The organism is Serratia sp. Ser99 (assembly GCF_024519545.1).
GTDB lineage: Bacteria > Pseudomonadota > Gammaproteobacteria > Enterobacterales > Enterobacteriaceae > Serratia > Serratia liquefaciens.
In genome coordinates, this window is record NZ_JALJRT010000007.1 from 1 (window position 1) to 12,478 (window position 12,478).

At 55.1% G+C, this 12,478-nt stretch carries 9 protein-coding genes and 1 rRNA gene; 2 read left to right on the forward strand and 8 right to left on the reverse strand.

Features of this window, described 5'->3' with window-relative positions; translation table 11 throughout:
- Positions 1 to 46 precede the first annotated feature (46 nt).
- Positions 47 to 1,589, reverse strand: a 16S ribosomal RNA gene (locus tag NR114_RS14835).
- A 520-nt stretch (positions 1,590 to 2,109) separates the two neighbouring features.
- On the opposite strand from NR114_RS14835, the gene NR114_RS14840 reads away from it, so the two are divergent.
- Together NR114_RS14840 and mdtD are read left to right on the forward strand one after the other, a co-directional pair.
- On the forward strand, positions 2,110 to 2,799 hold the full coding sequence (locus NR114_RS14840) for a FadR/GntR family transcriptional regulator (RefSeq protein ID WP_020837687.1): 690 nt from the start codon (positions 2,110 to 2,112) through the stop codon (positions 2,797 to 2,799).
- Positions 2,800 to 2,865: 66 nt separating this feature from the next.
- Positions 2,866 to 4,281: a multidrug transporter subunit MdtD gene (gene mdtD, locus NR114_RS14845; RefSeq protein ID WP_234529637.1), complete on the forward strand. Its 1,416-nt coding sequence runs from the start codon at positions 2,866 to 2,868 to the stop codon at positions 4,279 to 4,281.
- On the opposite strand, the gene rbsR is transcribed toward mdtD, so the two are convergent.
- The 7 genes from rbsR to kup all read right to left on the reverse strand — a co-directional run bounded on the left by rbsR (position 4,278) and on the right by kup (position 12,258).
- Complete coding sequence (gene rbsR / locus NR114_RS14850; protein ID WP_020837691.1) at positions 4,278 to 5,279, reverse strand: ribose operon transcriptional repressor RbsR; 1,002 nt, start codon at positions 5,277 to 5,279, stop codon at positions 4,278 to 4,280. The two genes, mdtD and rbsR, sit on opposite strands and share 4 nt — an antisense overlap.
- Before the next feature lie 5 nt (positions 5,280 to 5,284).
- Positions 5,285 to 6,211, reverse strand: coding sequence for a ribokinase (gene rbsK / locus NR114_RS14855; protein ID WP_234529638.1), 927 nt, complete (start codon positions 6,209 to 6,211; stop codon positions 5,285 to 5,287).
- A gap of 61 nt (positions 6,212 to 6,272) precedes the next feature.
- Positions 6,273 to 7,160 carry a ribose ABC transporter substrate-binding protein RbsB gene (gene rbsB / locus NR114_RS14860; RefSeq protein WP_041415747.1) on the reverse strand — a complete coding sequence of 296 codons (888 nt, stop codon included), beginning with the start codon at positions 7,158 to 7,160 and terminating at the stop codon, positions 6,273 to 6,275.
- Positions 7,161 to 7,184: 24 nt separating this feature from the next.
- Complete coding sequence (rbsC, locus tag NR114_RS14865) at positions 7,185 to 8,150, reverse strand: ribose ABC transporter permease (RefSeq protein ID WP_020837695.1); 966 nt, start codon at positions 8,148 to 8,150, stop codon at positions 7,185 to 7,187.
- A gap of 6 nt (positions 8,151 to 8,156) precedes the next feature.
- Positions 8,157 to 9,662 carry a ribose ABC transporter ATP-binding protein RbsA gene (gene rbsA, locus NR114_RS14870; RefSeq protein ID WP_234529639.1) on the reverse strand — a complete coding sequence of 502 codons (1,506 nt, stop codon included), beginning with the start codon at positions 9,660 to 9,662 and terminating at the stop codon, positions 8,157 to 8,159.
- A gap of 7 nt (positions 9,663 to 9,669) precedes the next feature.
- Positions 9,670 to 10,089, reverse strand: coding sequence for a D-ribose pyranase (rbsD, locus tag NR114_RS14875; RefSeq protein WP_048759300.1), 420 nt, complete (start codon positions 10,087 to 10,089; stop codon positions 9,670 to 9,672).
- A 300-nt stretch (positions 10,090 to 10,389) separates the two neighbouring features.
- Positions 10,390 to 12,258: a low affinity potassium transporter Kup gene (gene kup / locus NR114_RS14880; protein WP_020837698.1), complete on the reverse strand. Its 1,869-nt coding sequence runs from the start codon at positions 12,256 to 12,258 to the stop codon at positions 10,390 to 10,392.
- Between the last annotated feature and the right edge of the window lie 220 nt (positions 12,259 to 12,478).

Below are 12,478 nucleotides of genomic sequence, written 5' to 3' on the forward strand. Positions count from 1 at the left end.
ATCAGACAATCTGTGTGAGCACTTCACGCGAATCAATATCATTAGGTAAGGAGGTGATCCAACCGCAGGTTCCCCTACGGTTACCTTGTTACGACTTCACCCCAGTCATGAATCACAAAGTGGTAAGCGCCCTCCCGAAGGTTAAGCTACCTACTTCTTTTGCAACCCACTCCCATGGTGTGACGGGCGGTGTGTACAAGGCCCGGGAACGTATTCACCGTAGCATTCTGATCTACGATTACTAGCGATTCCGACTTCACGGAGTCGAGTTGCAGACTCCGATCCGGACTACGACGTACTTTATGAGGTCCGCTTGCTCTCGCGAGTTCGCTTCTCTTTGTATACGCCATTGTAGCACGTGTGTAGCCCTACTCGTAAGGGCCATGATGACTTGACGTCATCCCCACCTTCCTCCGGTTTATCACCGGCAGTCTCCTTTGAGTTCCCACCATTACGTGCTGGCAACAAAGGATAAGGGTTGCGCTCGTTGCGGGACTTAACCCAACATTTCACAACACGAGCTGACGACAGCCATGCAGCACCTGTCTCAGAGTTCCCGAAGGCACTAAGCTATCTCTAGCGAATTCTCTGGATGTCAAGAGTAGGTAAGGTTCTTCGCGTTGCATCGAATTAAACCACATGCTCCACCGCTTGTGCGGGCCCCCGTCAATTCATTTGAGTTTTAACCTTGCGGCCGTACTCCCCAGGCGGTCGACTTAACGCGTTAGCTCCGGAAGCCACGCCTCAAGGGCACAACCTCCAAGTCGACATCGTTTACAGCGTGGACTACCAGGGTATCTAATCCTGTTTGCTCCCCACGCTTTCGCACCTGAGCGTCAGTCTTTGTCCAGGGGGCCGCCTTCGCCACCGGTATTCCTCCAGATCTCTACGCATTTCACCGCTACACCTGGAATTCTACCCCCCTCTACAAGACTCTAGCTTGCCAGTTTCAAATGCAGTTCCCACGTTAAGCGCGGGGATTTCACATCTGACTTAACAAACCGCCTGCGTGCGCTTTACGCCCAGTAATTCCGATTAACGCTTGCACCCTCCGTATTACCGCGGCTGCTGGCACGGAGTTAGCCGGTGCTTCTTCTGCGAGTAACGTCAATGCAATGTGCTATTAACACACTACCCTTCCTCCTCGCTGAAAGTGCTTTACAACCCGAAGGCCTTCTTCACACACGCGGCATGGCTGCATCAGGCTTGCGCCCATTGTGCAATATTCCCCACTGCTGCCTCCCGTAGGAGTCTGGACCGTGTCTCAGTTCCAGTGTGGCTGGTCATCCTCTCAGACCAGCTAGGGATCGTCGCCTAGGTGAGCCATTACCCCACCTACTAGCTAATCCCATCTGGGCACATCTGATGGCATGAGGCCCGAAGGTCCCCCACTTTGGTCCGAAGACGTTATGCGGTATTAGCTACCGTTTCCAGTAGTTATCCCCCTCCATCAGGCAGTTTCCCAGACATTACTCACCCGTCCGCCGCTCGTCACCCAGAGAGCAAGCTCTCCTGTGCTACCGCTCGACTTGCATGTGTTAGGCCTGCCGCCAGCGTTCAATCTGAGCCATGATCAAACTCTTCAATTAAAAGCTTGATTTGCTTCAACTCGTGAAGCGATGCTCGAAAATTAACTTTCGTAATAATTCAACTAAATGAATTACTGCTTGGTCACTCTTCAAGACTTGATATTTTTTTGAACCCGAAGGTTCTGGATATCGTCTTGTGGAGTGCCCACACAGATTGTCTGATAAATTGTTAAAGAGCAGTGAGTTAGGTTGCTAACTCGAGGTGGCGTATATTACGCTTTTCACCTGAAGAGTCAAGCTTTTTTCTTATTAAGAAACGGTGTTTTCACCGGCTTGAATCTTTCTGGCTGGGCGACTGGTTCTCGTTAGAGGAGTCGTTGTTCCCGGTCAGTGGAGGCGCATTATAGGGAGTTCTCAGAAGGCCGCAACCCCTAAATGCAAAAAACTTTTCAAGCGCGGTATTTTTCGACAAAACGCTGAACAAGCCAGCGTTTTCGTCACTTTTTCCGGAAATCAGCGACAAAAGCTGGCGATCCGTAGAGTAAAATAAGAGTAACAATGTCAGTAAGGACTCGCAGCCATGCAATTTAATGCTCAACAACAGGCCGCCCAACGCAATCTTTCTTATCTACTTGCAGAAAAACTCGGCCAACAAATTCTGGCAGGCGATTATCAGGCCGGCAGTATCCTGCCCGGAGAGATGGAACTCGGGGAACAATTTGGCGTGAGCCGCACCGCGGTACGTGAAGCGGTGAAGATGCTGGCCGCCAAAGGCATGCTGCTCCCCCGTCCGCGCATCGGCACCCGGGTCATGCCGCAAAGCCAGTGGAACTTTCTCGATCAGGATTTACTGACCTGGTGGATGACCAAAGAGAACTTCGATCAGGTGATGCAGCATTTCCTTATCCTGCGAACCTCGCTGGAACCTCAGGCCTGCTCATTGGCGGCTGCCAACGCCAGCACGCAGCAAACTGCGCGGTTGGCTGAACTGATGGCGGAAATGCGGGCACTGCATGTTCAGTTTGACCGCGAGCACTGGATCCAGGTTGATACCCAGTTCCACCAGCTTATCTATGAGGCCAGCGGTAATCCGTTTCTCACATCATTCGCCAACCTGTTCAGTTCGGTGTATCAAAGTTACTTCCGCGCCATCACCGGTAACGAAGTGATTAAGCTCCAGAACCATCAGGCCATTGTCGATGCGATACTCGCCGGCGACGGCGCAGGGGCATTAGCCGCCTGCCAGATCTTGCTCAGAGAGAAAGACTAACTCATGCCCTACTTATATATAGAAGAACAATGAAGGGACGAATACGACAGTTAACCGGGAATCATAATGACTAAATCCGCGCGCAGTATGGCAGGGCTCCCCTGGATCGCCGCAATGGCATTCTTTATGCAGGCGCTGGACGCCACCATCCTCAACACGGCGTTGCCTGCGATAGCGCAAAGCCTGGAGCGCTCGCCACTGGCGATGCAGTCTGCCGTAATCAGCTATACGTTGACGGTTGCCATGCTGATCCCGGTCAGTGGCTGGCTGGCAGACCGTTTCGGTACCCGGCGGGTGTTTATCTTTGCGGTTTCGCTATTTACTCTCGGTTCGCTGCTGTGTGCGCTTTCCCCAACGCTAAGCGTGTTGGTGACCTCACGCGTCATTCAGGGCGTTGGTGGTGCGATGATGATGCCGGTAGCACGTTTGGCCCTGTTGCGCGCCTACCCGCGCAGCGAGCTGTTGCCGGTTCTGAACTTCGTGACCATGCCCGGGCTGGTTGGCCCGATCATGGGGCCGATGCTGGGGGGATGGCTGGTCACCTACGCCACCTGGCACTGGATTTTCCTTATCAACATCCCGATTGGCCTGCTCGGCATCTTCTATGCACGCAAATATATGCCGGACTTCACCACGCCCAAGCGTCGGTTCGATTTCCTCGGCTTTATGCTGTTTGGCCTGAGTCTGGTGCTGGTTTCTACCGGGCTTGAGCTGTTTGGCGAACAGGTGCTGGCCAGCTATATCTCACTGGGTATTCTGCTCAGCGGCGTGGTGATGCTGTTCGGCTATATCGCTCATGCCCGCAGGCACCCTCAGCCACTGATTGGTTTGGATTTATTCCAGACTCGCACCTTCTCCGTGGGGATCGCCGGCAATGTCGCTTCACGCCTGGGTACCGGCTGCGTGCCGTTCCTGATGCCGCTGATGTTGCAGGTCGGTTTCGGTTACTCGGCGATTATTGCGGGCTGCATGATGGCACCGACGGCCATCGGCTCACTGATGGCGAAATCCACCGTGACTCAAGTGCTGCGCTGGTTCGGCTATCGCAAAACGCTGGTTGGCATCACGTTGATTATCGGCGTGCTGATCGCCCAGTTTGCATTACAAAGCCCGGGAATGCCGCTGTGGTTGATGATCCTGCCGCTGTTCGTGCTGGGGATGGCGATGTCTACGCAGTTCACCGCCATGAATACCATCAGCCTGGCGGATTTAAACGATGCCAATGCCAGCTCCGGCAATAGCGTGCTGGCGGTTACTCAGCAGCTTTCCATCAGCTTCGGCGTGGCGATCAGCGCAGCGGTGCTGCGTTTCTATGAATCTATATCGCTCGGCACCATGGTCGATCACTTCCACTACACCTTTATTACCATGGGGATTGTCACCCTGGCCTCAGCGTTTGTCTTTATGCTGTTAAAAAGGAAGGACGGCCGTAACCTGATCAGTGGCCGTGACAGCAAGAAAGAAGCCGAAGCTCCCCGCTAGCGGCGGCCAACCGAAGCGCGTTCCACCAGCTCAGGGGTCAGTACCAGAACCTGAGCTTCACGTTCCGGATTCTGCAGGCGGTTGATCAACGCATCGATCGCCAATTCACCCAGCGAATCTTTAGGTTGATGAATGGTGCTTAGCGGCGGCGCAAGGTATTTGGCCAGTTCGATATCGTCGTAACCCATCACCGCCATGTCCTGCGGTACCGATAACCCAGCCTGATACAACGCCTGGTAAGCTCCCACCGCGACCGCGTCGTTACCGGCGAACACCGCGTGGGGTGGCTCAGCCAAGGCCAACAGCTGTTTCATGGCGATGACACCGCCTTCAAATTCAAAATCGCAGTGCACTTCATACCCCGGCAGGATCGCCAGCCCAGCACGCTGCATGGCGCTTCGGTATCCTTCCAGTCGGTGGCGTGCCGTGGTTTTATCCTGCGGGCCGGCGATGCAGGCGATTTTGCGATACCCACGAGCGATCAGATGATCGGTCGCCATCTCGCCACCCAACAAAGAGTTGTCCTGGATGATGTCGTTAGCCCCTTCGAACGGCGCCCAGTCCATCATCACTATTGGTAGAGACGGGTAGCGACTCAGCGCATCCTGCGATGGCCGATGGTTTTCGGTACACATCAACAGCAAACCGTCGACGCGCTTTTGCAGCAGCGTCTCCATATTGCGGTTCATGCGCGCGGCATCTTCTTCGGTATTGCACAGGATCAAACTGTAGCCACGTTCATAACAACTGCGCTCGACGCCACGCACCACCTCAGCATAAAAGGGGTTGTTGCTGGAAGTGACCAGCATGCCGATGGTTCGCGTCTGATTCAGTTTGAGACTGCGCGCCAGGGCGGAAGGCGCATAGTTCAGTTGTTCTATAGCCGCCATGATTTTGGCTCGCACGCTGTCGCTGACAAAGCGATTGTTATTAATGACGTGCGAAACCGTCGAGGTTGAAACACCCGCCAGGCGGGCGACATCTTTCATGGTGGCCAAGGGGGTTACTCCTGCTGCTGCAAGAAGGCGTCAATCTCTTCGCGCCAGGGCACGGAAGGTTGGGCGCCGGGACGGGTCACCGCAATTGCCGCTGCTGCATGAGCAAAGCGCACCGCATCCGCCATGATTTTGCCTTCCAGCAACGCCGTGACCAGCGCCCCGTTGAAGGTATCGCCAGCGGCGATAGTATCGACCGCTTTAACCTTGAAACCAGGTACCAATTTGCCGTTGCCGTTCTCACTCAGCCACACGCCACGGCTACCAAGAGTGATGATCACCGTTGCGATACCTTTATCGTGCAACGCCTGAGCGGCGCGCGCGGCATCATTATCGTCATTGACAGCAATACCGGTCAGGCGCTGAGCTTCGGTTTCGTTTGGCGTAATCATATCGATAGTCGCCAGTAGATCGTCCGGCAGCTCACGAGCAGGCGCCGGGTTAAGGATAACCTGCGTCTGATGCTGTTTCGCCAGGCTGGCGGCTGCGATAACGGTTTCCAACGGAGACTCGAGCTGCATCAGCAACGCGTCGGCGTCGATAACCTTTTGCTGATAACGTGCAAGATAATTGGGGGTCACTGCGGCATTGGCACCCGCATCGATGCCGATCACGTTCTCGCCTTCCGCATTAACGAAAATCAGCGCGACGCCCGTGGTGCTGTCGGCAATAGCTTCTATCGGTTGGGTATCAATGCGATCGCTCGCCAGTTGCTGACGCACGCGTTCACCGATGTCATCGGCACCCACGCAGGCGATAAAAGCGATATCTGCACCGCTGCGCCCAGCCGCCACCGCCTGGTTTGCGCCTTTGCCGCCAAACGCTACTTTATACTGTTTCCCGATCACCGTTTCGCCCGGGCGAGGAAACTGCTCAATATTAAGGATATGGTCGGCATTGATACTGCCCAGAACCACCAGCTTACCTGTTGCCATCGCATTGATTCCTGAATTACGCGCCATCATAAACGCCCCGTTTTGATGGCGCTGGTATGACTTATTGGGTGACCAGTTTCAAATCCACCGGAATGGTAGCCGACACTTTCTCGCCTTTCAGCACTTTATCGGCGGTTTCTACGCCGATCACGCCGATCTGATCCGGACGCTGCGCGACGGTAGCCGCCAGTTTGCCGCCTTCAACCGCTTTCACGCCGTCGGCAGTGCCGTCGAAGCCTACCACGACCACGTCGGTTTTACCGGCGGTTTGCAGCGCACGCAGGGCGCCCAGCGCCATTTCATCGTTCTGGGCAAACACCGCCTGCACATCAGGGTGAGCGGTCAGCAGGTTCTGCATCACGTTCAGGCCTTTGGTACGGTCGAAATCTGCCGGTTGGCTGGCCAACAGTTTGAATTTGTTCTGATCCAGTGATTGTTTAAAGCCTTCGCCACGCTCACGGGCAGCGGAGGTACCGGCGATCCCTTCCAGTTGGATCACTTTAGCGTCTGCGCCCACTTTTTTGGCAATGAAATCACCGGCCATTTTGCCGCCAACGCGGTTATCCGAAGCGATATGGCTGACCACTTCGCCCTTGCTCGCCACGCGGTCCAGGGTGATGACCGGGATCTTGGCCTGATTGGCCATCTTGATGGCGTTACCGACCGCATCGGAATCGGTTGGGTTAATCAGCAGCAGCTTAGGCGCCTGCACCATCAGATCCTGCACGTTAGCCAGCTCTTTCGCCGGGTTATTCTGCGAATCCAGCACCACCAGGTTGTAACCCAGCTTGTTGGCTTCCTGCTGCGCCCCCTCTTTCATTGAGACAAAGAACGGGTTGTTCAGCGTGGAAACCACCAGCGCAATAGTGTCTTTCGCCAGCGCGTTAGCGCTCAGGGTGGCGCTCAGTGCGAAGGCTGAAGCCAAAATTGCCAGTTTTTTCATTTTCATCATCGTGATTCCTGTAGGGGGAGGTTATTTGTTGCTTTTGTTCTCTACCAGAACCGCCAGCAGTATCACCACTGCCTTCACGATCATTTGGTAGTAAGAAGAAACACCCAGTAAATTCAATCCGTTGTTCAGGAAGCCAAGGATCAGCGCCCCGATCAAGGTACCAACAATGCGGCCCTTGCCGCCGGCCAGGCTGGTACCGCCCAGCACCACTGCGGCAATGGCGTCCAACTCATAGCCGGTGCCGGCGGTCGGCTGCGCGGAAGACAGGCGCGCCACTTCGATCACACCCGCCAATGCCGCCAACAAACCACAAAGCGAATAAACGATAATCTTCACTTTATCGACGCTGATACCGGACAGGCGGGTCGCCGCCTCGTTGCCGCCCAGAGCATAAATATAGCGGCCCAGGCGGGTATGGTGCAGCATGTACCACGCAGCGATAAAGACGATCGCCATGATCCAGATCGGGGTTGGTACGCCCAGCGGCCGGCCGATGCCGAACCAGCCGAAAGTATCGGCCACGTCGGTAAAGCCGGTGTTCACCGGGCTGCCGTTGGTGTACACCATGGTGACGCCGCGCAACAGCAGCATCATCACCAGGGTCGCAATAAATGCCTGCACCTTGCCTTTGGCAACGATCACCCCGGTACAGGCGCCGACCGCGGCTCCCAATGCCAGTGCCGCCGCCACGGCCACCACCGCGTTAACTTCAAAGCCCACGATCGATGCCGCTACCGCACCAGTTAACGCCAGTAGCGATCCCACCGACAAATCGATGCCGGAAGTGAGGATCACCAGCGTCATCCCCACCGCCATAATGGCGTTAACCGAGGTTTGCTGCAGAATATTGAACAGGTTATTTAGGGTGAAGAAATTCGGGCTCATTGAAGAGACCACGGCGATCAGCACCAGCAGAGCAATCAGTGATTTTTGCTCTAACAGCCACTCTTTACTGAACCAGCGCTTTGCCACACTCTGGGAACTCATATCTGATTACTCCTGCTTTACGCCGTATTGCTTGCCAACGGCCGCAGCCATCAACGCTTCCTGGGTGGCCTGTTCAATCGGGAACTCGCAGCTAAGGTGTCCTTCGTGCATCACCAGAATGCGGTCGCTCATGCCCATGACCTCCGGCATTTCCGACGACACCAGAATGATGCTCAGACCTTCCTGCTTGAACTGGTTAATTAACTGATAGATTTCTTTTTTGGCACCGACGTCGACACCGCGTGTCGGTTCATCGAGGATCAACACCTTTGGCCGCGTCATCAGGCCGCGGGCGATTGCCACTTTTTGCTGATTGCCGCCGGAGAGCAGGCCAATGGGCTGTTCCATCGACGGCGTCTTGATATTGAACAAGCGGATGAAATCCCCCACCGCCTGCTGTTCTTCGGCCTGTTTCAGGCTGCCGCCGGCACGGCTGAAATAGCGCAGCGCGGTCAACGACATGTTTTCCTTCACCGACATCCCCAACACCAGACCATCGCGCTTGCGGTCTTCGGAGATATACACAATGCCGTTCGCCAAACCGTCCTGTGGAGAATGAGTGACCACCTGGCGGCCATCGAGGCTGACCGTGCCGGCCTTGCGTGGTGCAGCCCCGTAGAGAATTTTCATCAGCTCGGTTCGCCCGGCGCCCATCAACCCGGCGACGCCAAGAATTTCGCCACGGTACAGCGTAAAGCTGACGTCATGCACACCCGGACCGGAAACCTGATTGACCTCCAGCCGTTTTTCACCGCGCGGCTGGTTGAGGCGCGGGTATTGTTCTTCCAGCTTGCGGCCGACCATCATTTCTATCAGCGAATCTTCCTGCAGCTCACTGACCGGACGTTCGGCGATAAACTGCCCGTCACGAAACACCGTGACGTCATCGCAAATTTCAAAAATCTCTTTCAGCCGGTGGGAGATGTAAACAATCCCTCGCCCTTCGGCCTTCAGTTCATTGATCACTTTAAATAAAGAGGCCGTCTCGGTATCGGTCAACGCATCCGTCGGCTCATCCATAATGATGACTTTCGATTCGAAGCTCAGCACCTTGGCGATTTCCACCATTTGCTGATCGCCGATCGACAGTTCCCCCACCAGCCGGTGGCTGCTGTAACTCAGGTTCAGTCGTGCGAGCAGTTTGTCTGCTTCGGCATACATGCGCTTCCAGTCGATGCGGCCGATACGGTTAACGAACTCACGCCCGAGGAAGATGTTCTCCGCAATGGTCAATTGCGGGATCAGGTTCAGTTCCTGATGGATGATGCCGATGCCCGCTTCCTGCGAATCCTTTGGGCCGTTGAACGCCACCTCTTTTCCGAGAAAGTACTGACTGCCGGCGTCTTTGTTATAAATGCCGGTCAGCACCTTCATCATGGTGGATTTCCCGGCGCCGTTTTCACCCACCAGCGCCATCACCTTGCCCGGGTACACGCTGAGCGCAGCGCCGGAAAGCGCCTTCACGCCGGGAAAGGCTTTATCGATCCCTTTCAGTTGCAGTAAAGGTTGCATAGGTGCCTCAGAAAGTTACGCCGGCGCAAAGGATCACGTTCGCGTAGGGCGAACATTCCCCGCTGCGGATCACCGCACGGCAGTGTTCCGTTTGTGCTTTAAAAGCCTGGTGGCTGATATAGCTCAGGCTGATGCTCTTCCCCTGGCGTTGGCCAAGTTCGGTCAGCTGAGCCAATAACGCGCTATGAAGCTGTGGATTTTGCTTAACGATTTCTTCCGCCAGAATGGCGCTTTCGACCTGCATCTCCTGCGTCACGACCTCGAGTACCTGTAGAAAATTCGGCACCCCCTGGGTCAGCGCCAAATCGATGCGCTGCGTGGCCGCCGGAATAGGCAGCCCGGCATCGCCGATAGCTATCTGATCGGTATGACCGAGACGGGAAACCACGGCAGAGACATCAGCATTCAGCAACACGCCTTTTTTCATCTTGTTCTTCTCATTCCGCCAGCGAAACGTTTCGCTTGTGTCTGGAGTTTAAAAAAACGTCAGTAGAAGGCAACCGGGATAATGCAGAAGTGTGATCGTCATCGAAACGTTTCGCTCGTGTTACCGAGAACAGATACCCTAAATAATTGACGTTGCATCGCGGCGGCAAGCCTGCGAATTCCCGGGAGCATAATCCACTATGTGATCGGGATGAGCTGGTGCAGCCAACAAAGAGGCAGCTTCAAGTATGACGGGGTTAAACAGAAAGGGCCCAGCGGTGGCTGAGCCCTTGAGCGGGAGTTAAATCTCGACCTGGGTTCCCAGCTCGATCACCCTATTGGGCGGGATCTCGAACTGGTCCGGCGCGCGTAGCGCATTGCGGCTCAATGCAATAAACAGCTTGCCGCGCAGGAACAGGTACCACGGCCGTTTGGTCAGGATCAACGACTCGTGCGACATAAAGAACGAGGTTTCCGTCATCCGGCACGGCAGCCCTTCCAGCCCGCAGCGGTGGAACACTTCTTCAACGTTCGGCGTTTCACGCCAGCCATAGCTGGCCACCACCCGCCAGAAGGTCGGTGACAGCTGTTCGATGGTCACTCGCCGCACGTTGTGAACGTAAGGTGCATCCTCGGTACGCAACGTCAACAGCACCACGCGTTCGTGCAGTACCTTGTTGTGCTTTAGGTTATGCAGCAGCGCAAAAGGGATCACGTTGATGGCGCGTGACATAAAGACCGCGGTGCCAGGCACCCGCACCGGCGGCGATTTTTCCAGTGAGGCGATCATCGCCTCCAGGGAATTGCCGTGCTCGTGCATGCGGCGCAGCAGGCGGAAACGTTCGCTCTTCCAGGTGGTCATGATGATGAACATCACCAGCGCCAACATCAGCGGCAGCCAACCACCCGAGAACAGTTTCAGGGCGTTGGCGGAGAACATCGGGATGTCGATAATCAGCAGGACAACCAGAATGCCGACGGCGAAGAAGCGATTCCAGTGCCAGTTTTTAATCGCCACCGACGTCACCAGAATACTGGTCAGCACCATGGTGCCGGTCACGGCGATGCCGTAGGCCGCCGCCAGATTACTGGAGTGTTCGAAACCGACAATCACCAGCACCACCGCGATATACAGCGTCCAGTTGATCACCGGAATGTAGATTTGGCCGGATTCCATCTCAGACGTATGGATGATGCGCATTGGCGACAGGTAACCCAGGCGCACCGCCTGACGGGTCAGGGAGAACACGCCGGAGATCACCGCCTGCGAGGCGATAACCGTGGCCAGCGTCGCCAGAATTAATAGCGGGATCAGCGCCCAGTCCGGCGCCAACAGGAAGAATGGGTTCTTGATCGCCTCCGGATTTTTCAGTAACAGAGCGCCCTGGCCAAAATAGTTCAGCACCAGTGAAGGCAGCACCACGGTGAACCAGGCCAGGCGAATAGGGAATTTGCCGAAGTGGCCCATATCGGCGTACAACGCCTCAACGCCGGTAATCGACAGCACCACCGCACCCAGCGCAAAGAACGAAACCTTCTTATATTCAATAAAGAAGTTCAGCGCCCATTTCGGGTTCAACGCCTGCAACACTTCCGGGTTAGCCATAATGCTGCGCGCCCCCAGTACCGCCAGGACGATAAACCACAGCAGCATCACCGGTGCAAAGAGCTTACCGACGCTGCCGGTACCGTGTTTCTGGATGGCGAACAGCAGCGTCAGCACCAGTATCGACAGCGGAACGATATAGCCATCGAGCGACGGAGCGGCGATTTCCAAACCTTCTATCGCGGACATCACCGATATTGCCGGGGTGATCACCACCTCGCCATAGAAGAAGCTGCCGCCAATCAGGCCCAGGATCACCAACACTGCAGTAGTGCGCGCTGAAGTATTACGCCCGGCCAACGACATCAGCGTCAGGATCCCGCCTTCGCCGGCATTATCTGCCCGCATGACATAAGTGAGGTATTTAAGGGAAACAATGATGATCAGCATCCAGAAAATCAGCGACAGAAAGCCGAAAACTACGTCTGGACGAACATCGAAGCCGTAATGGCCGGAGAAACACTCTCTGAGAGTATAGAGAGGACTGGTGCCGATATCACCGTAAACCACCCCAATTGCCGCCAAGGTTACCGCCGATAAGGACTGTTTATGCTCTGTGCTCATAATTCGTTTCTTTATTAGAACATCCGTTAGCGATGCATCCGCATCAGCCAGAGATACGGGCTCTAAGATCCGTTACGCCCACTAAAAGGCGCACAGTATGCACGATTTATACTGCTTGCCTACTCTTATATCAGACCCAAAAAATAAACAAAATGTGAACCGGCCGCTCTTTTGATAATAGAAAGATTTTACTAATCAACAAGCTATACCATTAAAAATA